The sequence below is a fragment of the Paenibacillus sp. JT31N17 genome (assembly GCF_056269255.1).
In genome coordinates this window covers 202,638-225,243 of record NZ_JBWDNP010000002.1, presented here as the reverse complement: position 1 = coordinate 225,243, position 22,606 = coordinate 202,638, and the positions used below count along the sequence as shown (strand labels likewise).

The window sequence follows — 22,606 nt, the reverse complement described above, 5'->3', positions numbered from 1 at the left end:
TTTCTTCCTCAATGAGCAAGTATGGAGATATTTTATCTATCTTATATTTCAAGAGGATCCAGCTTAAAAAAGGAGGGTATGCCAACATGCCGAGCTTATTAATAACAGGCATCCCGGCTTCACCCGGCTATGCCATTGCTCCTGCGTTCAGGCTTCAACCGGATGCGTATATCCCGCAGCCTGAAACAGTTGCCGATGCAGAGCTGGAAACAGAGCGTTTCCAACATGCCCTGCAGCAGGCGCGCACAGAGCTTGAAGCGATTCGCGAATCGACGGAGCAGCGGCTTGGAGGCGGGAAAGCCGAAATATTCGAGGGCCATCTGCTCCTGCTGGAGGATCCTGATTTGATCGATGTTGCCATCGACAAGATCCGGACGGATCTCGCAAGCGCCCCTTATGCGCTTTATGAAACCGCCCAGACATTCATTCAGGCGCTCAAAGCGATGGAGGATGAGCTCCTGCAGGCCCGGGCAGTCGATATTGAAGATGTAACCGGACGGGTCATCAACATCCTGCGGGGCAGCTCCACCCGGACTCTCTCCGACATTACAGAGCCTTGCATCCTCATCGCCCGGGACTTGACCCCTTCGGATACGGCCCAGCTCAATCCGGATATGGTGAGAGGATTTATTACGGAGGCCGGCAGCCGCACTTCCCACTCCGCCATCATGGCACGCTCGCTCGATATTCCGGCTATTGTCGGAGCGGGAGCGCAGATCATGGCGGTCTCCACCGGAACGCAGATGATTATCGATGCCCTGGCGGGCGAAGCCATTATCGGTCCAAGCGAGGAGGAGCTCACGCGGTATCAGGATAAACGTTCCGAATACGAGTCCAGAGCGGCTGAGCTGAGCAAACTGAAGAATCAGCCGACTGTGTCCTCCGACGGGCATCATATAGAGCTTGCCGCCAATATCGGCAGTATACAGGATGTGCAGAAAGCCATTGACAACGGAGCGGAGGCCATCGGATTGTTTCGCACCGAGTTTCTTTATATGGGCCGCAGCTCTCTGCCTACGGAAGAAGAACAGTTCAGCAGCTATAAATATGTGCTTGAAAAAATGCAGGGCAAGCCCGTTGTTATCCGCACGCTGGACATCGGCGGAGACAAGGAGCTCCCTTACCTGAATCTGCCCAAGGAAAGCAACCCGTTTCTTGGCCTTCGGGCGCTGCGCTTCTGCCTGGCTAATGAAAGCCTGTTCCGTACCCAGCTTCGCGCCCTGCTGCGCGCTAGCCCATACGGAAATCTCAAGATAATGTTTCCGATGATAGCCGTGCCGGAGGAGCTGCGGGAAGCGAAACGCCTGCTTCGCGTGGAGCGGGAAAAACTGCTTGCGGAAGGCATTCCGGTAAACTTGCAATTGGAAGTCGGTATGATGATCGAGGTGCCGGCTGCGGCGATTGCGGCAGATCTGTTCGCCAAGGAGGTTGATTTCTTCAGCATCGGCACCAATGATCTGATTCAATATACGATGGCGGCCGACCGGATGAACGAGACGGTCTCCTATCTGTACCAACCCCATCACCCTTCCATTCTCCGGCTGGTGGCGATGATTATCCGCGCCGCGAAGCGCGAAGGGAAATGGGTCGGGATGTGCGGAGAAATGGCCGGCGACGCGGCGGCCGTCCCGCTGCTGCTCGGACTCGGGCTGCATGAATTCAGCATGAGCGCCGGCACGATACTTGCGACAAGGGAACTGGTTGCCGGACTCCCGTTCGGCACCTGGAGCCAGCTGGCCGAGCAGGCGCTCTCCATGGGCAGCCAGCAGGAAGTGAAGGATTTCGTTCAGGCGAATATGCAAGGAGGAAAACAATAGGATGCAAACTCAAACCTTTACCATCGTGAATCCGACCGGCTTCCATGTAAGACCGGCCAAGACATTCGTGCAGACCGCAAGCGGTTTTCCCTGCAAAATCACGGTCATCAACAAAGGCAAGAAGGTGAATGGCAAAAGCTCGCTCAGCATGCTGACACTGGGCATTGCCGCAGGGGAGGATGTCACCCTGGAGATTGACGGCGAGCAGGAAGCGGAAGCCATGCAGACACTCGGCCAGCTGCTTGTTCAAATTCACGAATAGCTTTCAGATGTCAGAGAATAGCAGCCAAAGAGTCAGGCTCCTTAACCGGAGCCTGACTCTTTGGCTTGATTCTTTGTTGCAAGTTAGAATTTCCAAGATTGAACACTCAAGTGTTTAACGCTGGATTGCTCAGAGGAACTTCTCTGCGAACTCGGCATGCCGCCCTTATTCCTTTACGCTTCCCAATACAATGCCCTTCATAAAGAAACGTTGCAGGAACGGATAGACAATGAGAATCGGCAGCGCCCCCAGGAATATCTGGGCGGCCTTGGCTGTCCGGTCGTTCACTTCAGCAAGTGAAGCCATGTCGGCGGATGATACCAAGGACAGGTCGCGATTGATTACAACGGTCTGCAAATAGCTCTGAAGCGGATAATGATCGGGAGAATTCATGAAGATCAGCCCGTCGAACCAGGAATTCCAATGATTGACCGTGGCAAACAGCGTAATGGTAGCCAGCGCCGGCAGGGATAAGGGCACGAATATCCGCCATAACGTCGTCCAGTGTCCCGCCCCGTCAATAAACGCCGCCTCCTCCAGCTCCTTCGGCAGTCCGCGGAAGAAATTGAGCAGCAGGATGACGTTAAAGACAGGAACCGCCGAGGGCAGCACCAGCGCCCAGATCGTATCCATGATGCCGGTGTACTTGATCGTCATATACAGCGGAATCAGGCCCCCGCTGAACAGGATGGTCACTACAAACACCCAGGCGTAGAACGTGCGCAGCGGAAATTTCCTGTTATCCTTGGCAAGCGGATAGGCAACCATGATGGTAAGCAGCATATTGACGACGACACCGATACCGACCCGCTGAAGGGTCACTAGGATAGAATTGAAAAAAGCCGGTTTCTTCAAGACGAACTCGTAAGAACTGAGTGTGAATTCCACCGGCCAGAACTTGACGAACCCCGCCTGTGCCGCACCGCTGGAGCTAAAGGATACAGCCAGCACATGAATCAGCGGCAGCAGGCATATGACAGAAAGCAGGCAGAGAAACAGATAGTTGAAGCCGATAAAGATCCGTCGGCTGAATGAATAATGTTCTACCATGGCTTCTGCTCCTTTCTTTAACTAGAAGATACGATAGTTGGCAAAGCGGTACGCAATATAATAAGAGAGTGAGATAAAGACCATGGACACAATGGATTTGAACAGGCCGACCGCCGTTGCCACACCATATTGGGCGTCAATCAAGCCAATCCGGTAAACAAAGGTATCGATAATGTCCCCTGTCTCGTATACCTGAGGACTATATAAATTGAACACCTGATCGAATCCGGCATTCAGCACATTTCCCAAACTTAGCGTGAGCAGAAGGATAATGATCGGCGCCATGCCCGGAAGCGTAACATTGAGCGTTTGCTTCCAGCGGTTGGCTCCATCGACAATCGCCGCCTCATAGAGAGCCGGATTAATACTCGTCAAGGCTGCCAAATACACGATCGTGTTAAACCCGAATTCCTTCCAGGCATCGGATGCCACCAGCACATAACGGAACCATGAATTATCGCCCAGAAAATAGATCGGCTCGATGCCGAACAAGCCAAGGAATTGATTGACGATCCCATTGGACGGGGACAGGATATCAATCAGAATCCCGCCAAGAATAATCCAGGAAAGGAAATGAGGCAAATAGATCAGCGTCTGTACACCGCGTTTGACAAACTCCTTCTTGACCTCATTGAGCAGAAGCGCGGTAATAATCGGTACGACAAGGCCTGCCACGATCTTCATTAGGGCAATGTAGACGGTGTTCAGAAGGATCAGCTTCGTCTCCGGCATTTCCAGGACATAACGGAAATTATCAAGCCCAGACCATTTGGAGCCAAAAATCCCCTTGGCCGGCACGAAATTCTCGAAGGCAATAATGAATCCGAACATGGGACCATAATGATAAATGAGAATGAGGATAAGTCCCGGCAGGATCATGAGATGCAGCGGGAGCTGTCCGCTCCATTTTTTCAGCGACATACGGCACCTCCTCAACGTTATTTAATAGAAACCAAAAGTGATTCAGCGGAAGCCGTGAACGAGGGGAAGACGGTATTCTCCCCCTCATTCCGACTGACAATTACTTGTTTTTAGCCCACTCGTTCACCTCGGCCGTAATCTCGTCACCGCCAAGCTTCTTCCAATCTTCAACAAATTTATCAAAACTATCGATGGGATCTCCCATTATAATCTTGGTAAACACCTCCAGCTCGCGTTTTTGCAGATTGGATTCCTTCTGTACCATTGCCGGCGTAGGCGCCCCGTAGAATTCAGTCATTTTCAATCTGTCGGAATTGACATAGTCATTAATGATGACGAAAGAGCCTGTTTTGCCGAAAACCTTGTCGTATGCCCAACCAAGCGGATCCTCGTTGGAGCCATTCAGGAAGGCAACGATTTTACCGTAATTGTCCGTTTCCTCCGGATTAAGAGCAGATGTGTCTTTGCTGTCAAGCGCTGCCGATACATGAAGATGAATATCCAGATTTTTACGTGCAGGCCAGGCAACGAATGGCGGGAATTTATGATATTCGAAGCCATCGCTTGTGAAATGTGCGGCATAATTCTCCGGTGTCGTCGTTTCTCCCCATCCGGTTTCCACAAACAGGTTCATCATTTTCAACAGCGCTTCAGGATTTTTCGCGTCCTTTTTAACTGCATAATATTTGCCGACCGCGAAGCCGACCTGAGGGGTCACAGGCTTGTCGTCGGCGGATGGAACGGCGTATGACTGCCACTCTGCAGTGGGGTCATTCTTCTTGGTGTCAACGAGCGGCCACAGCGGATTCGACATGCCTCCGAACTCGATTCCCAGCTTGCCGGATGCCGTCAGCTCCGCTTCTTTCCCGCCGTCTTTGACCCCGAATTCCTTGTCGATCTGGCCTTTTTTGTAAAGATCCTGCAAAGCGGCGAGCGCCGTCTTCATCTCCGGCTGAATGCTGCCGTATACGATGCTGCCTTCCGCATCCTTAATCCAGCTTCTTGGGTAAGCATGATAGGCGTTCATAAAACCGGTGATATCGGCAAAGCCTCCGTACAGATCTTTGTTTAGAGCAATGCCGTAGGTGTCGTCCTTCCCATTCTTATCCGGATCCTGCGTGGTGAACGCTTCCGAGATGGTCAGAATATCCTGCATCGTTTTGGGCTCGGGCAGATTAAGCTCCTTCAGCCAATCGCTGCGGATCCATACCATAGCCGCCCCGTCCATCGAGGAGCCTGTACTTGGAATCGCCATCAATTTACCGTCAAATGTAGCCGATGCCAGGGCGTTAGGACCGTCCTGGTTCAGTACTTCCTTGAGAAAAGGGGAGCCATATTTTTCATAGATCTCAGTCAAATCCATCAATTCGCCCGCGTCCTGCAGCTGCTGCAGCTGCTTGGAGCTTACCGGGATAAAATCAGGAAGATCTCCCGAAGCAATGGACACATTCATTTTCTGCTCGCCCTGTCCTCCCGCCTGGTCACCGCTGACTACCCATTGATTTTTAACCTTGATGCCAAGCTTATCTTCGATCGTTTTCGTCCAAACATTGCTCTCTATGGAATCGCCTGCGGGATATTTATAGGTGTCGTTGACGATCCGAACTGTAGAAATCTCGATAGGCGGATCAAACTTCCCAAGGTATGGTTCCGGCTCGCTGGCGCCGGCATTGCCGGTTCCATCCGTATTCTTCGTTTCCGTATCCGTTGCGGTCGCCTGGTTGCCTCCATCTGCTGTATTGGAGCTTTCCTTATTGTTGCCGGAGCTGCAAGCGGTTACAAAAAGCATAATACATACGAGCGTCAGAATTGCCGTCCATCTTGTGGGCTTGCTCATTTTTTCGAACCTCCCTATTTAGTGTGGTTGCTATGTTTCCAGTTTAAGGGCAGGCCATACATGCGTAAATGTCACTCTGTTCTGATTTGTTATCTTCTGTTTGGTTCATGTCTTGGCGCGGAACTCCTGAGGTGTCAGATTCAGCCGCTTCTTGAAAAAACGTGTAAAATAACCTGCGGTTTCGAAGCCGACCTTCTCCGCAATCTCATGAATCTTCAGCGGCGTCGTCTCCAGAAGCTCCTTGGCTTTCTCCAGACGGATCCGGGCAATATACTCCGAAAGATTATTCCCCGTCGATTGTTTGTACAAGACCGACAGATAGGTAGGATTCAAATACACGATCTCCGCAAGCTTCGTCAGCGACAGATCGCCATCCAGATGATGGCAGATATGCTGGTGCAGCTTATTGATCACCTGTGAAGTCCGTTCATCCTGAAGCTCCCTGCGCCGGGCAAGAATCAACAAGGACAGCGTCAGGAAGGTTTGGGCGGCCTGCTCGCTGGTAGAGTGCGTCGATAGATTGAATAAGCCTTCAAGGTCGATATCGCTTCCGTCGGCTCCGGGATTCAACCACTCCAGCTGGGCCAGCAGCAGGGCCGCTACCGAATAATAGACCTGCACATAATCAGCGAATTTGGTTGGCCGGCCCAGCACCTCCTTCAGGTATTCGATAAACGGTTCCTCCATCCCCTCGTTCATCAGCCGCTCCAGCTTATCCATCATCATTCTGACCGGAGGAAGCGGATCTCTGCCGCCTCCTTCATCCAGCGGATCTACGCTCATCAGCATGCCAACTCCGTTTCCAATTCCAAGAACCAGCTTATGCCTCATATTGGCGTACGCTCGGGACAGTCCCGTCCATGTTACAGGGTACGCAGGGCTGATGAAGGATACCGGCTGTTCCAGCAGGCGAAGGCAGGTTTCTTGGACGGATTCCAGCGTTCCCTGAACGAAGGAGCCTGTTTTCCTCCAGAGAGCCGCCGAATGGCATGCCTTGACTTCATGTGTTTCATGGCCGGAGGGCTGGATCAGCAGCACGAGATGATTGGCATCCAGATTTACGGAGAAAAAAACGGCTGTTTCAAAAAACTCGGCCGCAATATTTTGAATCGCGTACAAAAGCAGCATTTGATCCCGAGAATCGGCATTCTCCTCTGAACGGTCAATGCGCCCGATTACAGGGATCAGTTCCAGGTCAAGGGACAGCGGGATGTCCAGCTCCTGCATTCTCGCCTGAACAATGCTGCCGCTAAAATGAGGATCCAGCAGGGAGGTGAACCATTCCCTGTGCAGCAGAGGGAGCGCTTTATGCATCTGTTCCTTGGCCTGCAGCATGAACTGGTCGCTCCGCGTCTCTTCCCTCAAAGCCTCCATCGCCTTGCGGATGCTGCGGAGAATCGCCTCGTCGCCTTCGGTTTTCAAAATATAATCGACCGATCCTGTCCGAATCGCCTCCTGGGCGGTTTGCAGCTCGCGGATACCGGTAAGGAAAATAATTTTGCAGCGGGGCCACTGGCTGACCACCCACTTCTGCAGCTCCAGACCTGTCATACCCGGCATGCGGATATCGCTCAAAACAATATCCATCTTCGTCCGTGTCAGCCACTCCACCGCTTCTTCCGGCGCATAGGCGCGATAAAGCTCAAGCTCCAGATCCGCGGTATTTTCCAGCATTTCGTATAAGCCGTCTACCGTGTATGGCTCATCGTCCACGATCAACAGTCTGATCATCCCGGCATTTCCCCTTCCCTCGGCAGAGTCATGGTTACTTTCAGGCCTTTCTCTTCACCTGTCTCGAGCGTCAATCCGCCGAGGCCGCCATATCTGATCTGGATGCGGCGATGCACGTTCAGAAGTCCCGTATGCTCATGCGCCTGATCGTCCTGATGCAGCTTGCTCTGAAGCTCGCGCAGCTTCTCCTCGTCGATAGTGCCCCCGTTATCCTCGACGATGATGACGATCTTATCCGGCAAGCAGATGATGCGGACACGAATCCATCCGCCTTTGCGCTTGTGCTCCAGCCCGTGATTGTAGCAGTTCTCAATCAGAGGCTGCAGGATAAGACGGGGGACCGCAGCGGCTCCCGCTTCTTCCGGCAGTTCATCGAATTCCACTTGAATCCGGTTCCCGAAGCGGACGGACTGAATTTCGGCATAGGTGCGCGCATGCTTGATTTCGTTCTCCAGTGGAACCTCATCCGCCCCGTCGCGTGTAATGAATTCAAAATACTCCCCGAGATGCTTGGTAAAATAAATGACATTGTCATGGTCCTTGAGCATGGCCATCCGGTACAAAATGAAATAGCTGTTATATAGAAAATGCGGATTGATCTGCGATTGCAGATGTCGCAGCTCGGCTGTACGCGCCCGGTACTGCTGCTCGTACACCTCATGCACCAGCACATCCAGACGCTTGACCATCCCGTTGAATTGCCCGTATAAATAACCGAATTCATCCTTGAGCGGATAATTCATTTCCAGATTGAAATGACCCTGCTCAATCCGCCTGAAGGACCGCACCAGTTTCTTGAGCGGCTGGTGGATAATCAGATAGATGCTGTAGGAGAACAGCAGCACAATAAATATCGAGGCAATGGACAGGGCAGAGAACCAGGACCGGTAGGAATCAAGCGATGCGGTCACGCTTTTGCTGGGAATATACATGAACAGCGTCATCCCAAGTCTCGTGGAGGACTTCGAAACCACCATATACGGATCATCCTTCAGCGTGACCTCGCGGATCTCCGCTTCATGGGCGGCGCTTGCCGCATGACTCATTCCCGCCTCCTCCAGCATGCCGGCATCGGCTTCATTGCGTGTTCCGCTGACCGTCCAGGACATCCTCTCCCCGGCCAGGATAGCGCCGCCCCCTTCATTGGTGAATTCCTTGAGGACATCGGCCAGCTCCTTCCGGGAAATCTCCACTGTCAGCAGGAACACCGGCTTCTGATCGCTGGAGACAGCCGGGTCCGGATAAGGCAAGCTGATGAATATCCGGTCCTGCCACACGAGGAATGGAGACTCAAAACGATTGGTCGACTTCGCGAGTGATTGAAATTGATCCTCATTAAATGAGGTGAAAATATTATCGTTAGCCGATACTGTCCGGTTCATCGACGGAATAAAAGCGCTTGCATTTTCAACGAACTTGCTGGAGCGCTTGAGGATATCCAGTCGTTTCTTCAGGCCCAGCTGCGCCTGCATCTTCTCGATCTCGGACATAACCTCCGCGGAGGAGGACAGCTTGAGCAGATCCTCGTCATTGACATACTCCTGCAGCAGCGAGATCACCCGGCTCAGGTCGAATTCCAGCATGTTCACGTACAAGGAAGTCCGCGAGAGCAGCGACTGGGTAATTTCCTTCTCCACTGTGCCCGAACCGGCGTCATTCATCCGCCAGCTGATCAGATACATCGGGCTGAGTATGACCAGAAAGGTCAGCACCAGCTTGGGGTATATCGACAATGAAGTCATCCTGTTCCATAGGTTCATGCTCCCACTCCAATCATGGATCGTTGTGTGACTGCTTCTGCTTGTTGACCTGGATCCTCATACGGCGGATGCTGAACATGAAATCGTTCGATTTCATATTCAAACCAACCGCCTCTATACAAACCATATCGCACCGCCAATCAATTGTATAGACCGTACCTTTCTCTCGCTATAAGGTCAAAAAAAAATCTCCCGGAATTTATGGGAGACTGAAGCAATAACCTATATTTTACAGGCAATTATCGCGGAGAAAGAATGGCCGGCTTTACGACTTGCCCTCATGATCTTTCACCGTTGTTGAAGCTTTTCCCAAAATCCCCGCCATCCTGTCATGGTGCTTGTTGTAAGACGGATACGTTAAAATTCATTTACGCAGTGGGGCGGCTTGCCGCCAGACAAAACTGCCTTAATGTTATCTATCGCAATGCCGGCCATTTTCAATCGGGTTGCGATGGTGGCGCTTCCGATATGAGGCAGCAGCGTTACGTTCTCCAAACCCAATAAACGATGCCGGGATGTGATGGGCTCCTGTTCAAATACATCCAGTCCCGCCCCCCATATCCGTTTGTTTTTCAAAGCATGAAACAATGCCGCTTCGTCAACGTTCTCCCCCCTGCTCGTATTGATCAAGACAGCATTGGGCTTCATCAAATTGAATTCCCTTTCGCCCAACATTCTGCGGGTCGCCGGAGTAGAGGGCGCCACCATGACAACAAAATCCGATTTGGTGAGCAGGTCGTCCAACCCGGCATAAGCGACGCCAAGCTGCTGCTCCGCTTGAGGTTTCCGGTTTCGATTGCAGTACAGGATATTCATGCCGAAACCGGCCGCCCTTCGGGAGACGGCCTCACCGATACGCCCCATACCGATAATCCCCAAAGTCGAGCCCCAGACATCCTGCCCTGTCAGCAGCATCGGCCCCCAGCTGTTCCAGCGATCCGCCTCAATAAACGCCATCCCTTCCACGATTCTTCTGGAGACTGCCAGGAGAAGGGCAAATGTCAGATCTGCAACGGCTTCTGTCAATACATCCGGCGTATGCCCCACATAAATCCCCCGTTTTGAAGCTTCCTGAATATCGATATTGTTATAACCAACCGCCATCGTACTGACAATTTTAAGCTTTGCGCCGGCACTCAGGACCTGCTTGTCAATTTGATCGGAAACATTAGTAAGGAGCGCATCCGCTTCAGCGGCTTCTCTCACAATCTTGTCGTGGGGCATCGGCTCGTCTTCGGACGGCCACATATGAATGCGGTAATTTCTCTCGTCGAGTTCCTGAATGATTGGGTCCGGCAGTTTCCTCGTAATCACAATCTTCTTTCGGATTTCCATTTAATAAGCATCCTCCAGCAACGCAATCAATCCTTCTTTCGTTGGCACACGCGGATTATTCCGAATCAACCTGTCGATCTGCAGGGCTTTCTCCGCAATGCCGGGCAGGCTCTCATTCTTCACCCCGATAGACGAAAGCTTCGTGGGAAGACCAATCGATTTCAACAGCTCGTGCACCTTGTCAGCAACCAGCAAGGATTGCTGCCTGGACTCAAGCCGGCTGCAGTTCAAATGGAAGGCTTCAGCTATAAGCGACATTTTCTTGCCCTGCACCTCGGCGTTGAACATCATCACATAGGGAAGAAGCAATCCCGTTATCTCCCCGTGCGGCGACTTGGCGGCTCCGCCTATTGGATAAGCCAGAGCATGAGCAAGAGCGGTTCCCGCATTCGAGAACGCGATCCCGGCAAACAGACTGCCTAACAGCATGTTTGATCTGGCTTCCAAATTTGTTCCTTGCTGCACAGCCGTTACCAGATTGTGATACAGCAGCTCGATCGCCTGTAAAGCGAATGTGTCGCTGATGGGATTGGAGCCCTGAAATAAAATTTCGCCCTCTGCTTGAATATACTTGAAGTCCTTTGCCATATAGGCTTCTATCGCATGCGATAAAGCGTCGATCCCTGAGCATGCGCTCACGTATGGAGGCAGCTCAAGCGTCAATTCAGGGTCCAGCAAAGCAACGGAAGGACGTAAATAATTGTTCGAAATCCCCACCTTGATGTTATTCTCCGTATCGGTTACAACGGCAACGGAGGTTACCTCCGAGCCGGTCCCCGCGGTTGTGGGAATAGCGATCAGGGGAGCAATGGGATGATCGATTGCATTTTCCCCAAAATAGTCCCTCGGATGCCCCCCTTGCGCCAGCAGCAAGGCAACGACTTTGGCAAGATCAATACTGCTGCCTCCGCCCAATCCGATAATCGCGTCGATGTTCATCTGAGCTTTGGCAAACTCGTAGCATTCGACCGCCTTCTCGACCGGAGGCTCGGGTACAGCCTTATCATAAACGATCAGTTGATATCCCCAGTCCCGCAGGAGGCCGGTGACCTTCGTTGTCAGGCCGCTCTTTGTGATCCCCCGGTCTGTTATAAGCAAAAGATTTTGGGCCTTCAGCCTTTTCAAAACCGCATCCAGCCTCATAATCGAACCGTTTCCGAATACGATTCTTTCCGTCAAATAAAAATCCCAATAGTTCTTCATGTCCGCCTCCTTGATACCTAACCCATATCGATAACGACGATTCTCTCTTCCGTCATTTCCTGAACCGCATAATAGGGTCCTTCTTTGCCGATCCCGCTATCCTTGACCCCGCCATAAGGCATAATATCCGCCCGGTAGGAGGAAGCGTCGTTAATGATGACACCGCCAAACTCCAGCCTTTGAGCCGCTTTCAGGGCCAATTGCAGGCTGGATGTGAAGAAACCCGCTTGAAGGCCATAGCTGGAATGATTTGCAGCTTCCATGGCCTCTTCCACCTCATCATAAGGAACGATGCATATGACTGGAGCAAACACTTCCTGACATACCACCTTCATATCGGGGGTAACCTCCGTAAGAATCGTCGGATGCAATAGCGCTCCCTCACGGACTCCGCCAAAGGCCACTCGGGCTCCCTGCTGCACCGCCTCTTGAATCCATTCCTCCGCACGCATCGCAGCCTTCTCGGAAATCATCGGCCCTACAATCGTATCCTCCAGCTCCGGGTTGCCCACTTTCAACTGGCTTGCAATGCTCGCAGCCCCTTCAATAAAATCATGATAGATGTCGCGGTGAACATAAATTCTCTGAACAGATATGCAAGCCTGACCATTGTTCGCAAATCCGCGCGTGACACAGAGGCGGATCGCTTTCTCGATATCAGGCGCGTCTTTGTGAACGATATTGGGCGAGTTGTTGCCCAGCTCCAGGGAAACCTTCCGAATTCCCGTTGAGCTTTTGATATGCTTGCCTACCCCGGCGCTGCCGGTAAAGGTATACATGGCAATCCGCTCGTCTTCAAGCAAGTACTGGCCTGTCTCTTCGCCCGAACCGTTAACGATATTCAAAAACCCCGGAGGCAGACCGGCCTCCAGCAGGATTTCCGCCATTTTGACTGCACTGATGGGGGCGAGCTCGGACGGCTTCAATACGATGGCGTTGCCGGCAGCCAGCGCCGGGGCTACTTTATGCGCGACCAGGTTAAACGGGAAGTTGAAGGGCGTAATGGCACAAATAACGCCTACCGGGACCCGAATCGTGAACGCTATCTTCCCTTCTTGTCCCGGCTGCCCCTGGATTGGGACTTCCTTGCCTGCAATGCGCTTCGCCTCTTCCGCCGAAGCGATAAACGTCTGGATGCCCCTTTCCACTTCCGCGCGGGCGTCCCGCAATGCTTTGCCGCATTCCCGCACTATCGTGAACGCCAATTCCTCTTTCCGCGCTTCAAACAGCTCCGCCGCTTTCCTTAAAATCCCGTAACGCTTCATGACCGGCACCTTATGCCCGCGAAACGCGGCGGCGGCGCAGCTTACGGCCTCCGCTACATCCTCCCTGGACGATTTGGACACTGCCGCCAGAATCTCGTTAGAATACTTATGAACGACAGGGAATGTTTCACTCGACTCCCGCCACTGCCTTCCAATTAAATTTCCATAGACCAATATGCTCATTGCAGCCTCCCTGGGTATGATCGTTAACAAAACACAAGACGCCACTGACTCTGGGGAAGCGGTCAAATGGCATCCTGCATGCATGCTTAGATTACGATTACGATACTCTATGCTTCTTAATGAAGTCTTCCGATACCTCCGTCCCCATTCCAGGCACTTCGGGCAGCAGGATTTCGCCGTTCACCATCTTCATCTTGGTTACCAGCATCCCATGATCCTGCTGCTTCAAGCTTCCGCTTTCGAGATAAATCGCATTCGGAATGGCGCAGAGGGCATTGACATTCGCGGGTCCTCCTCCGTGACTGGCAATTTTCAAGCCGGCCGCCTCGGTAATCGCTCCGATTTCCAGCCATTCCGTGAGCCCGCCCGCTCTCCGGTTGTCGGGCTGATAGATGCTGCCTGCGCCCGTTCTGACCGCGTCGTAAAACTGGTAGCGCGTGTAATAGTTTTCCCCGATGGCAAGCGGAATCGTAAGCTTGGCCGCCAGACGTGCCTGACTTTCCTTATACTGCGGAATCATCGGCTCCTCGTACCAATAAACCCCCAATTCCTCGTATGCCTTCCCGCGGCGCAGAGCTTCCATTTCATCGAACGCCTGATTGGCATCGATCATGACCCGGATATCAGAACCCAATTCCTTCTGCACGATGCGGATCCGGTGAAGATCATCCTCCAGAGAGGTCTTGCCGACCTTCAGCTTGACCGCGCGAAATCCCTCTTCTGCAGCATCCACGCATTTTTGAACGTACTCTTTCTCCGTATCGTAGTACCATCCGGCCATCGCGTAGGCAGGAATCCGATCCCGGCTGGCTCCTACAACATGACAGGAGGGTTTGCCAAGCGCTTTTCCGACAATATCCCACACGCAAGTGTCCAAGGCCGCGATCGCAAATTGCGCGATTCCTTCTACACCGTGATAATCCGCAGAGGCCCACAGCTTTTGCCGGATTTTCCGCGCGAAGAAAGGGTCCTCGCCGACCATGAGCGGCAGCATCTCCTTCTCCAGGATGACCTTGACGATATCGCAAATGGATCTGACCCTTCCGACATGCGTCGTCGCATAGCCGGTAATGCCTTCGTCCGTAAATAGCTTCGTCACCACATATCCGCCAGCGTCAAACGTGTTCATCGCATCGAAAACCGGCTTCTTGACTTCCGTCTGCAGTATGATTGCTTCCAGACCCGTAATTTTCAAGTTCAGCACCCCGCTAAGAAATTATTTATTCCCCGTACTATCCATGTCTGTTTACTCAAATATATACAACAACCTTATTGGCTTCGACCTGCACCTGGTAGGTTTCTACCGAAGGCAGGTCCTGCTCCTCTTCCACCGCGACTTCGTATGTTTTCACCAGGCATTTGTGCGGATCGAACAGCGATTTGCCGGTCGTCAGGTCAAATTCCCAGCCATGCCAGGGACAACGGATGATCTCCCCCTCCCGGGCATACTTGTATTCGCCGGGGGCCGACGGGAGGGTTGTTCCTTTAATCGAGCCCACGCATAGCGGCGCAGCCTGATGCGGACAGGTGTTCTTCAGCGCGTAGTACTTGCCGCCGACATTAAAGATGCCGATACTGCGATTTTCCAGGGTCATGACCACTCTGGCGCCCTGCGGCAAATCGCCTACATTCCCAATGATATGTCTTCCCACAGTGCATCCTGCCTCCTTGCCCGTTTACAGTTTATAAAACTCTTTCGCATTCTCGTAGAAGATTCGGCTCCTCAAGGCATCCGGCAGCTTCGGGAATGCCAGCTTCGGCGAATCGAAGTCCCAATGCGGATAGTCGCTTGAAAACATGAGGATATGCTCCGCATCCAGCATCTCCAGCATTTGCAGCAGATGCTGGTCGTTATCCGGCCGCTCCAGCGGCTGCGAGGCAATGCGCACATGGTCGCGCAAATATTCACTCGGCTTCTTTGTCAGCCAGGGAACCTCATACCGCAGCCCTTTATACTCCTGATCCAGACGCCACATCAAGGGCGGCAGCCATGAAACCCCGCCTTCGACCAGCACAATCCGGAATCCCGGGAACCGTTCGAATACTCCTTCTGTCAGATAGCTTACAAGATGCGCCTGGAAGGCAAGCGAGAGGCAGGTATGCCATTCAATATAGTGGGTCGGGTATCCCGGCGACGGCTGGACATTAATGCCCATCCCGTCCGTGCCCGGATGAATCGCGAAAGGCAGTCCGTGCTTGTCGCAAGCCTCATAGATCGGGTAATACTGGCGCTGTCCGAAGGGAGCGCGCGCTCCGGAGTCCGTCATCACCTGCACAAAATGCGGGTGGCCGGCCCAGCGTTCAATCTCTCGCGCCGCAGCTTGCGGATCCTGGTGGGCAATCGTTATCGAGCCCTTGAAGATGCCGTCTGCATTGTGCTTCCCCAGCCAGGTATCCGCCAACCATTCGTTATAAGCGGACGCGATAGCCGTGGCGAAATCGGGATCAGGGATCATGTTGCAGAACGCCCGCGGCATAAGAATGGCATGCTCATGGCCGAACGGCTCGAAGAGCTGCTCCCTTACGAAATCCGGGTCGGTTCCTATGCCTCCCCCGCCCGGCGGCACAGCGTCCATGCGCATGCCATGCACGGGATTGTCGAAAAAGCCGCGGCCGCTCCCTTTGTACCGGCTTTTCCATGGCTCCGGCATATAAGAGCGGATCTCATCCATGCTTCTGGGATACGGATGAACATCGCAATCTATGATGGCTTTGGTTGATTTGCGGATCGTCTCTGCTGCTGCTTCCATAGTGAGCCTCCATCCAATTCAATTTTATAAATAGGCCAACCGGCCAAAGCTTGACCGGTCAGCGCTTGCAAACAGGCTTTGCTCCTTCATTTATGACTGGGTTTCGTACCAGTCATTCGCTTCTTTGGTGAGCTGCTCGCCGCCCGTTTTATACCAATCCTCCACCATTTGGTCGAAGGTGGCTTCAACGTCTATCTCTCCCGTAACGGCCTTGATCACGTATTCTTTGACGCGCGTATCGAGAATTTCCATATTCTGCGCCTGGGAAGGGAGCGTCACCTTCAATGCGTTCTCGAAGTATGGATAATCGCGCAAGACATCGCCGCCAAGCTTGAATCGCTGCGTTTCACGTGGTCCCCCAACGGTGCCCAGCCATTCCGGATTTGTCCATCTCATCGGGTTGGTTGTCCATACGGCTCCGAGCTTGGTGATCTGGGGATCGAACAATTCATGTTCTCCCCATTGCGGATTAAAGATCCGTTCGCCGGCGTCGTTCATGATCATCATAACGCCATCCGGACCCCACTCCAGCATGTCATTCGTCGGTTTGTCTGTATTAATGTAATCCAGAATCTGCAGCAGCTTGTCATATTTCTCCTGCTCTTCCTCCAATTTCTGGCTGAATACAAGAACCGACTCCTGCAAGCCGACCCGATAATAGCCTTTATGTCCATCCGGTCCAGCTACCGGAGGAAGATTAATGTAATACGGCTGCGGCATTTCAGCATTAAAATCCTTTTGTGCGGCCAGAGAGTAAAACTCTTCCGGATTGTCCTTGCGCTCTTCGAACCAGGCCTGCCACTCCGGATTAGCGACGACCCATTTGAAATTGACATGACCGTCATTGTCATACTGATAATCATCGAAGCTCAAGTTGTCCATATAACCGATTTTGCCTGACGCAAACTTTCCGGCTACATCCTCCACCTCTGTGTTTTTCCCCTTCTCCGTAATAAACTCAGGGTCAATGAGCTCCATTTCATACCACTTGTTCAGTCGAATCAAGGCTTCTTTGGTTTCCTGGGTGGTGAGGCCAAACTGCAGCTTGCCGTCTACATCACGCCATTGAAAAGGACTTCCGCCATAGGCGCCAAAGATGGTCTGAAACCAGACCTCGCCAGGATAATCGCTGCCGTTCGATAGCGCGTAGGTGTCCTTCTTACCGTTGCCGTCCGGATCTTCATTGCGGAATTTAATGAAGATCTGCTCCAGCTCGTCAAGCGTTTCGGGAAGCTTATTGACGCCCACCTTCTGCAGCCAGTCCGCGCGGATGGCGCCCGGACGCGGAACGCCGCCGTTCGGATAAAGGCGCGGAAGCCCCATGTTCTGACCATCCACCTGGGCAATGGTCAACAGCGTAGGGTCATTCTTCTCAAGAAGACCGTAATAATGCGGCATGTTAGTTTTAATCATATCTGCGGGAAGCTTCGCCAGAATCCCCTGCTTCGTGTACTCCGGAACATCTGCCAGCGACACCACCGTCAAATCCGGAATGGAACCCGTTGCGAGCGCCAGGTTCAACTGCTCCTTGCGATTTCCGCCATCCAGCTTCAGGAAATTCAGCTTGACGTTGAATTTCTTCTCAAAGTACCGCTTGCCGAATGCATTATCCTCCGGACTGTCCCCCAATTGGAACGTATACTCATAAGTTGGCGTTTCGGCAAATTGGGCCGGCGTTTCGGTCTCTGCCAATACTTTCTCGAAGATGACCTCTGCCGCTTCCGCAGACAAAGGGTCCAATCCGGCCGTCTCGCCTCCTGCTTCTCCGGCAACCGTCGACGGTTCTGTTTTCTTCGCGCTGCTGCCGGTGCAGCCCGCTAACAAAGCGGTTGTCATGCACAGAATCAGAGCCAACGCCCACGCACGCTTCATTGTCCTGCCCATTCGGTGATCCCTCCATGGATATATTTTTATCTGGTCCATCATGCTGCAAGCAATCAGCCTTTCACTGCGCCCATTACGACACCTTTCACGAAATACTTTTGAATAAACGGATAGATGCATAATATGGGAAGCATGGTGATCAGAATGCCGGCCGCTTTCATGCTTTCCGGCGTCGGCATCAAAGATTTGTCGAAATAATCCATCGTGCTGCTCATCATACTCGCGCTCTGCTCAATGACCAGCTTTCGGATATGCACCTGTATGACCTGCATCTCGGATGACTGAACGTAAATCAACGAATCAAACCAGGAGTTCCAGTGATTCACCGACACCCACAGGCTGATGGTCGCAATCGCAGGGGCCGCCAGCGGAGCCATAATCTGAAAGAAAATACGCACATCGCCGGCCCCGTCTATCTTCGCTGATTCCTCCAGGCTCTCCGGGATTGTCATAAAAAAGTTCCGCAGGATCAGCATGTAGAAGGTATTGAATAGAAACGGCGGCGCCAGGATATAAACCAGCGGATTATTGAGCAGCCCCAAATTTTTAATCAGAATGTAGGTCGGGATGAGACCGCCGCTAAAAAACATCGTGAAAATAAAGAGAAAGGTGAACGACTTTTTAAATGGAATTTTTTTGGAGAGCGCATAAGCGGCCAAACACATCAATATAACCGCTGCAGCCGTCCCTGCCACCGTGCGTCCGATTGTATAGGCATAGCCCGTGTAAATATAGGATTGGTTGATAAACCCTTCATAAGCTGCCCAAGTAAAGCCCTGCGGCCAAAGAACAATCGAGCTGTCCAGCGCCGCCATCCCTTCTCTGGTGCTGACCGAGAGAACAAACAGGTACCAGATGGGATAAAGGACCGACAACGAGAGCAGCACCATGCCCGTATAATTCAGAGCATCAAACCAGGTGAACTTAATCCTGCCTGACATGCTGACACCCCCTACCATAGTCCGGCTTCGCCATATTTTCGAGCCAAGCGATTGACGAGCAGGACAAGCCCCAATGCAATCACATTTTTAAATAAGCCCACCGCTGCCGAGAAGCTGTAATTCATTTGTACAAGCCCCACCCGGTATACATACGTATCCAGAACATCTCCCACTGCATATACCGCAGGGTTATACAAATTGAAGATTTGGTCAAAGCCGGCATTCATGATATTTCCTACATTAAAAATCATCATGATGATGATCACATTCGCGATTGACGGCAGCGTCACATGCCACATTCGCTTGAACCGGCCGGCGCCGTCAATGGTAGCCGCTTCATAGATCTGCTGATCGACGCCGGCAATCGCGGCCAGGTAGATAATGGATCCCCAGCCCACACTTTGCCAGACATCGGAAGCAATGAGGGTCGGCACGAACCATTTTCCGCTTGCCAGGAAGAAAATAGGCTTCCCTCCAAGCAGAACAATAATTTCATTGACAAGCCCGGAAGGGGAGAGCAGCTCCACCATGATGCTGCCGATGATGACCCACGACAGAAAGTGGGGCAAATAGGTGATGCTCTGGATAATTTTTTTGAACCTTCCATGGAAAACCTCGTTAAGCAGCAAAGCAAGCACAAGTCCGGATGTGTATACGAAGATTAACTTAAGAAAACTGATGATCAACGTATTGCGCAGCACCCGGCTGAAATCCGGTGAATCGAACATCCTCTCGAAATGAGTAAATCCAATCCATGGACTGCCGATAATGCCCTTCATGACGGAGAAGTCCTTAAAGGCAATCGTCACGCCGTACATCGGAATATAATAAAAGATTACATACCAGACAACCGCCGGCAATAAAAACAACAGCAGGACCTTGGTTCGTTTGATGTCCCTGATTACTGCCCCGATCTTGTTCTCCCCTCTAATTGCTGCGGGAGAGGCTATTGCTTCGATTCCCTTCTCCAACTCAACCATGGATGTCCCTCCTTTCCCTTAGAATGTGTTATGAACGTTCCACCACCTGGTCTATCAGCCCCAATGCAACCGCATTCATGGATGTTGATGATTCAAGCGCTGTGGATAGAACAGGCCGGATGCGGATGTCTTCCGCTGTCTCCTATTCAAGCAGGATTCATCCGTTTCGACAATAAACATGATTCCTCGGTATGCACATTGTTCTTCGTCCCTAATCATAAAACCCGGAAATTCCAGCCATTATCAGGTATTTCAGCTGCTGCTTCTTCCTGTAAGCGGACTTTTATGTGCATGCTGCGAAATATGTGCATGGCCCTGGGAGCGAATAGAGGCATTAGGTTGCGGACATTTACGGTTTGCAGCGCAAAAAAACCTCCTTCAAATGCGTAGTGAAAATCATTTGATGAAGGCTCCTGCCAAGAATAAATAAATCAATGACGGGTTTATCTCACTTTCTGAAATCTCCCGGCGTCACTCCAACCACCTTCTTAAAAACCCTGATAAACGAAAAAGAGTGCACATAACCAACCTTCAGCGCGATAACCTGCACGGAGTCCGTTGTTTCCATCAGCAGGCGCTTGGCCGCTTCCATCCGGACATGGACCAAATAATCGATGAATTTTTCCCCGAATTCTTCTTTAAACAGCTTGCTGAGAATACGCGTGCTCAGATTGAACTCTTCACTGAGCTGAAGAAGCGACAGCTCCGGATTGGCATAATTAACGTCAATCCATTTTCTTACCTGGCGAATCGACTGGCTATACTTTTTTTGCTCGCGTATTTGCAGCAGATAGGATTGCATGCCGGTCAGAATAGATGTTGACACCATTCTAAAATCCTCCAAAGTGTCGAAGCGGCTTAGTTTGTCAGCCAGCTCCGGCATCCATTTCTCCTCCCAAATGCCGGTTCGTCCGCCATGCTCCGACATCTTTTGATTGAGGTGATACAGCAGATAGTTAAGCACCCTCAAGATATCTTCACGGGTAGAGAGACCGCTTTGAAGCTCATCCATGAACGAGGAAAACAGCTGCTGCCAGTTCTCGCCGCCCATTCGGTAATGGTGAACAAACGCCCGGATCAATTCCATATAGCGATACAGATCCCCTGCGGGTCTATCCGGCAAGTCCCGGTATTGAATCACTGCCCCGTTCCCGAAGAAAGGCTTATGATTCAAAGCATCCAGCGCATGCCCATACAATTGAGGGAGCTCGCTTGCCTTGTCAGCTTCCCCCCCTATACCAAACGTAACGGTAAACTTCAGATTTTGCTCGGACCAGCGGGCTGCCCTCTCCCCTAAATCGATCATCGGCCCATCGCCGCTTTCCGTCCCGACCTCCGCTTCTTTTGCAAAGTAGAGAATTCCAAGCTGGGATGCATGGATCCATTCAGCCCAAAGCGATCCTCCGCTTTCAGCTGCCATCTCCTGAACGGCACTGTAAATGACATACTTCAGAAGATCCTGCTCCCGGTCTGTATACTCGCGCATAAAATCTGCAAAGCGGTCAATTTCCATAACGGCAAACACGAAATGCTCAAATTGGCTGGGAAGGCTCAGCCGCTCCATTTCCTTCTTCCACTCGTCGACGGGCTTCGAAAATCCCTCTTCCAGAAGCTCCATGAATAAATGGTGGCGCAGACGGTGAGCATCATATTCAAATTGCGATTGAAAAACTCGCGACTGCTCCAATAGTTTGTCAACAGCCATGTCGATCATGCGAATTTCGTCCTGACCGCCGCCGCGCTCTCCCACCATGCTGCTGATTCGATTGAAGATCGACTCGATCGGTTTATAATTTCGGCGTGTGACGTAAACGATCGAGGCCAGTCCCAGCAGGATCGACACAAATCCGATCCCAATCCAGACGTACGGAAACGACGAAAGCAAGCCAAACCGGTATTTTGACTGGACACCTGTTGAAATTTCCCAATTCGTATAGTCGGATTGAACGCGCGAGATGACTTCACCGGAATCCGCATCTTCTTCCAAAGTCGTAAAGATCAATCCTCCATCCGCATCCAGCATACGTACAAAACTGATGTCCAGCTTGGACATATCCGCTACCATTTCCCGAAGGACATCCACCCGTATATTCACGACAATCACACCGTCTCTGCCTGTCTGGAACGGTGCTTTCCTTACCAGCGTGACTACCTCCGTCGATGTCGGACGCTTGCTGTCCTTATAGACGCGTTTACCGCTCCAGGAGGTTAATGAATTTCCTGCCATATGCTGAAGCAGGAAATCCCGGTCTTCGAACTCGTCAATATTAGAGAAAGCGCTTTCAGTTACAACTTGTCCATCCGAATAACGGTAAATGTACAAGGAATCAATAATTGAGAAATTGAGAAGCAGATTGTTCAGCTTTTGGTTCATCCGGTAAATCGTGTAGGGCGCCTTTCCCTGCTCATCGAAAAATTGCCGAATGGTCTCATCCACCAAAATATCCCGGATGATGACCTTGTCGATCGGTTGAAGGATGTTCTCAACGGATTGATCGAGCTGCTCACCGATAATCTCGATCGATTTGATGGTGGAGGTTTTGATATATTCACTTAATGCGAAGAAAAATACGAGGAATAGAACGGATGAGAGCATAAAAAAGATTGGCAGGTATGATAACAAGGTTTTATAAAACCAATGTTTCTTCATCCTCATCGTACATTCTCCGGCTGATAGACTGTAAATT

17 protein-coding genes are annotated in these 22,606 nt (G+C 51.7%); 2 read left to right on the top strand and 15 right to left on the bottom strand.

Annotated elements, in window-relative coordinates:
- Positions 1-86: 86 nt before the first annotated feature.
- Together ptsP and AC0YOB_RS08550 are read left to right on the top strand one after the other, a co-directional pair.
- A complete protein-coding gene (gene ptsP / locus AC0YOB_RS08555; protein ID WP_475792486.1) occupies positions 87-1,817 on the top strand; it encodes a phosphoenolpyruvate--protein phosphotransferase in 1,731 nt (576 codons plus the stop codon).
- A gap of 1 nt (position 1,818) precedes the next feature.
- Entirely contained in the window at positions 1,819-2,079 is a 261-nt protein-coding gene (locus AC0YOB_RS08550) for an HPr family phosphocarrier protein (protein ID WP_210045533.1), read from the top strand.
- Between the two features lie 165 nt (positions 2,080-2,244).
- Here the strand turns inward: AC0YOB_RS08550 and AC0YOB_RS08545 are convergent, their stop codons facing one another.
- The 15 genes from AC0YOB_RS08545 to AC0YOB_RS08475 all read right to left on the bottom strand — a co-directional run bounded on the left by AC0YOB_RS08545 (position 2,245) and on the right by AC0YOB_RS08475 (position 22,575).
- A complete protein-coding gene (locus AC0YOB_RS08545; protein ID WP_475792485.1) occupies positions 2,245-3,129 on the bottom strand; it encodes a carbohydrate ABC transporter permease in 885 nt (294 codons plus the stop codon).
- 21 nt (positions 3,130-3,150) lie between these two features.
- Positions 3,151-4,050 (bottom strand): ABC transporter permease, encoded by a 900-nt coding sequence (locus AC0YOB_RS08540; protein WP_210045531.1) that lies wholly within the window; start codon positions 4,048-4,050, stop codon positions 3,151-3,153.
- Between the two features lie 100 nt (positions 4,051-4,150).
- Complete coding sequence (locus AC0YOB_RS08535; protein ID WP_475792484.1) at positions 4,151-5,887, bottom strand: extracellular solute-binding protein; 1,737 nt, start codon at positions 5,885-5,887, stop codon at positions 4,151-4,153.
- Between the two features lie 105 nt (positions 5,888-5,992).
- On the bottom strand, positions 5,993-7,618 hold the full coding sequence (locus AC0YOB_RS08530) for a response regulator transcription factor (protein ID WP_475792483.1): 1,626 nt from the start codon (positions 7,616-7,618) through the stop codon (positions 5,993-5,995).
- Positions 7,615-9,378 carry a sensor histidine kinase gene (locus AC0YOB_RS08525; RefSeq protein WP_475792482.1) on the bottom strand — a complete coding sequence of 588 codons (1,764 nt, stop codon included), beginning with the start codon at positions 9,376-9,378 and terminating at the stop codon, positions 7,615-7,617. Before AC0YOB_RS08525 ends, AC0YOB_RS08530 begins: the two co-directional genes overlap by 4 nt.
- Positions 9,379-9,735: 357 nt before the next feature.
- On the bottom strand, positions 9,736-10,713 hold the full coding sequence (locus tag AC0YOB_RS08520) for a 2-hydroxyacid dehydrogenase (RefSeq protein WP_475792481.1): 978 nt from the start codon (positions 10,711-10,713) through the stop codon (positions 9,736-9,738).
- Positions 10,714-11,916, bottom strand: a complete 1,203-nt coding sequence (locus AC0YOB_RS08515; protein WP_475792480.1) for a hydroxyacid-oxoacid transhydrogenase — start codon at positions 11,914-11,916, stop codon at positions 10,714-10,716.
- A gap of 17 nt (positions 11,917-11,933) precedes the next feature.
- On the bottom strand, positions 11,934-13,364 hold the full coding sequence (locus AC0YOB_RS08510) for an aldehyde dehydrogenase family protein (protein WP_475792479.1): 1,431 nt from the start codon (positions 13,362-13,364) through the stop codon (positions 11,934-11,936).
- 97 nt (positions 13,365-13,461) lie between these two features.
- Positions 13,462-14,559 (bottom strand): mandelate racemase/muconate lactonizing enzyme family protein, encoded by a 1,098-nt coding sequence (locus tag AC0YOB_RS08505; protein WP_475792478.1) that lies wholly within the window; start codon positions 14,557-14,559, stop codon positions 13,462-13,464.
- Positions 14,560-14,614: 55 nt separating this feature from the next.
- Complete coding sequence (locus tag AC0YOB_RS08500) at positions 14,615-15,016, bottom strand: Rieske (2Fe-2S) protein (RefSeq protein WP_475792477.1); 402 nt, start codon at positions 15,014-15,016, stop codon at positions 14,615-14,617.
- 24 nt (positions 15,017-15,040) lie between these two features.
- Positions 15,041-16,114, bottom strand: a complete 1,074-nt coding sequence (locus AC0YOB_RS08495; protein ID WP_475792476.1) for an amidohydrolase family protein — start codon at positions 16,112-16,114, stop codon at positions 15,041-15,043.
- 90 nt (positions 16,115-16,204) lie between these two features.
- Positions 16,205-17,998: an extracellular solute-binding protein gene (locus tag AC0YOB_RS08490; protein ID WP_475792475.1), complete on the bottom strand. Its 1,794-nt coding sequence runs from the start codon at positions 17,996-17,998 to the stop codon at positions 16,205-16,207.
- 53 nt (positions 17,999-18,051) lie between these two features.
- Complete coding sequence (locus AC0YOB_RS08485; protein WP_475792474.1) at positions 18,052-18,939, bottom strand: carbohydrate ABC transporter permease; 888 nt, start codon at positions 18,937-18,939, stop codon at positions 18,052-18,054.
- 11 nt (positions 18,940-18,950) lie between these two features.
- Positions 18,951-19,919 (bottom strand): ABC transporter permease, encoded by a 969-nt coding sequence (locus AC0YOB_RS08480; RefSeq protein WP_475792473.1) that lies wholly within the window; start codon positions 19,917-19,919, stop codon positions 18,951-18,953.
- A 448-nt stretch (positions 19,920-20,367) separates the two neighbouring features.
- Positions 20,368-22,575 (bottom strand): helix-turn-helix domain-containing protein, encoded by a 2,208-nt coding sequence (locus tag AC0YOB_RS08475; RefSeq protein WP_475792472.1) that lies wholly within the window; start codon positions 22,573-22,575, stop codon positions 20,368-20,370.
- Between the last annotated feature and the right edge of the window lie 31 nt (positions 22,576-22,606).

Coding starts and splice junctions, on each gene's coding strand:
- AC0YOB_RS08550 (WP_210045533.1), top strand. CDS start 1,819: ATGCAAACTCAAACCTTTACCATCGTGAATCCGACCGGCTTCCATGTA.
- AC0YOB_RS08475 (WP_475792472.1), bottom strand. CDS start 22,575: ATGAGGATGAAGAAACATTGGTTTTATAAAACCTTGTTATCATACCTG.
- AC0YOB_RS08520 (WP_475792481.1), bottom strand. CDS start 10,713: ATGGAAATCCGAAAGAAGATTGTGATTACGAGGAAACTGCCGGACCCA.
- AC0YOB_RS08530 (WP_475792483.1), bottom strand. CDS start 7,618: ATGATCAGACTGTTGATCGTGGACGATGAGCCATACACGGTAGACGGC.
- AC0YOB_RS08535 (WP_475792484.1), bottom strand. CDS start 5,887: ATGAGCAAGCCCACAAGATGGACGGCAATTCTGACGCTCGTATGTATT.
- AC0YOB_RS08490 (WP_475792475.1), bottom strand. CDS start 17,998: ATGGGCAGGACAATGAAGCGTGCGTGGGCGTTGGCTCTGATTCTGTGC.
- ptsP (WP_475792486.1), top strand. CDS start 87: ATGCCGAGCTTATTAATAACAGGCATCCCGGCTTCACCCGGCTATGCC.
- AC0YOB_RS08515 (WP_475792480.1), bottom strand. CDS start 11,916: ATGAAGAACTATTGGGATTTTTATTTGACGGAAAGAATCGTATTCGGA.
- AC0YOB_RS08485 (WP_475792474.1), bottom strand. CDS start 18,939: ATGTCAGGCAGGATTAAGTTCACCTGGTTTGATGCTCTGAATTATACG.
- AC0YOB_RS08525 (WP_475792482.1), bottom strand. CDS start 9,378: ATGAACCTATGGAACAGGATGACTTCATTGTCGATATACCCCAAGCTG.
- AC0YOB_RS08510 (WP_475792479.1), bottom strand. CDS start 13,364: ATGAGCATATTGGTCTATGGAAATTTAATTGGAAGGCAGTGGCGGGAG.
- AC0YOB_RS08480 (WP_475792473.1), bottom strand. CDS start 19,919: ATGGTTGAGTTGGAGAAGGGAATCGAAGCAATAGCCTCTCCCGCAGCA.
- AC0YOB_RS08545 (WP_475792485.1), bottom strand. CDS start 3,129: ATGGTAGAACATTATTCATTCAGCCGACGGATCTTTATCGGCTTCAAC.
- AC0YOB_RS08495 (WP_475792476.1), bottom strand. CDS start 16,114: ATGGAAGCAGCAGCAGAGACGATCCGCAAATCAACCAAAGCCATCATA.
- AC0YOB_RS08540 (WP_210045531.1), bottom strand. CDS start 4,050: ATGTCGCTGAAAAAATGGAGCGGACAGCTCCCGCTGCATCTCATGATC.